This window comes from Bradyrhizobium lablabi (genome assembly GCF_001440475.1).
In the GTDB taxonomy this organism is placed as follows: Bacteria; Pseudomonadota; Alphaproteobacteria; order Rhizobiales; family Xanthobacteraceae; genus Bradyrhizobium; species Bradyrhizobium lablabi.
This window is the reverse complement of the sequence record NZ_LLYB01000046.1, coordinates 340520-341804: the sequence shown is the minus strand read 5'-3', so window position 1 is coordinate 341804 and position 1285 is coordinate 340520. Positions and strand designations below refer to the sequence as shown.

Sequence of the window (1285 nt, the reverse complement as noted above, 5' to 3'; positions counted from 1 at the left end):
CGGGCACGCAAGGCATCACCGGCGTGCCGCCTGGTCCGGCCAGTTCGGGCGGATTGAACAATTCCGGCGAAGACCCGAGCGGCGCACAGAACCCATCCAAGCTTGCCTCGCCACCCGCGCCCGGCACCAACACTTCAGGCACCGCCCAGTCGTCAGGTCGCGGCGTCAACACCGAAAGCGGTGTAACGACGGGCTCGGGAAGATCGGCGGGGTCAAGAAGTGTTGACGCTGCAATTTCCGACGAGAACAAGACGGTCGATCGCAAGATCAAGAGCATTTGCCGCGGCTGCTGATCTTCCAAACACAGTCGCGTAGAAGTGAGCAAAATTACCCAGCCGTTTCCGAGAACTCGTCCTAGAGTTGGTCCGGGATCTGTGAGGATCCGACGCCGAAAGCGTCGAGCGTTCGAACGCGAGATCATGGAGGGATGGGTCATGTTACGCAAGATGATGATCGCCTTGTTCGCATGCGCATCGATCGCCATGCTGGTGCCGGATGTGGCTTCGGCCCAACGCGGTTTTGGCGGCGGCGGTGGCGGCTTCCGCGGCGGCGGCGGAATGGGAATGGGCGGCGGTGGTTTCCGCGGCGGCGGGATGGGAATGGGCGGCGGCTTCCGCGGCGGTGCGATTGGAGTGGGTGGCGCCGGCTTCCGGACTGCCGCGATCGGCGGCGGTTTCCGTCCGGCCGCGATCGGTGGTGGTTTCCGTGCGGCCGCTCTGCCGGCTGCCGGCTTTCGCGGCGGCGGATTTGCCGTCAACAATTTCCGCGGTGGCTTCCGCCCCGGATTCGGATTCAGGCATCGGAGATTTCCGATCGCCGCGGCGGCAATCGGCCTGGGCTTGGGCTACGGTCTCTACGGCGGCTACTACGACGATTATTATGACTACGGTTATCCGTATTACGCCGGCTATGGCTACGACGATCCCTATTACTACGGCGACGGCGGTTGCTACATCGTACGGCGAAGTGTGCTTACGCCGTATGGCTGGCGCTTCCGGTCCGTGCAGGTCTGCGGCTGATCAAGTGCAGACGGGATGAATAGCGCGGCCTCGGTGCTATGACGCCGAGGCCGCAGGTGATATTTCTTGCTGATACCGTCCGCGTCGCATCGGGGGATGTTGAACATGCTCACAGCGCCCGCATTGACATTGATGTTCCTGATGGTGGTGGTTGCTCTGGGTACGGCGTTCGTCTGGATGTTCTGGGAAATCGAGCAGACGATGTCCCGGCTGCGTCGGATGTCCAGACCGCATCGCAAGGGCGACGGCCTGCNTAGAGCATGATC

The 1285-nt window shown here is 62.7% G+C and carries 1 protein-coding gene and 1 pseudogene; both read left to right on the top strand.

Annotation, left to right across the window (positions count from 1 at the left end):
* Positions 1-293, top strand: a pseudogene (locus CQ14_RS44510) (hypothetical protein); the annotation flags it as partial.
* A gap of 141 nt (positions 294-434) precedes the next feature.
* On the top strand, positions 435-1019 hold the full coding sequence (locus CQ14_RS44505) for a hypothetical protein (protein WP_063800316.1): 585 nt from the start codon (positions 435-437) through the stop codon (positions 1017-1019).
* Positions 1020-1285: the final 266 nt, after the last annotated feature.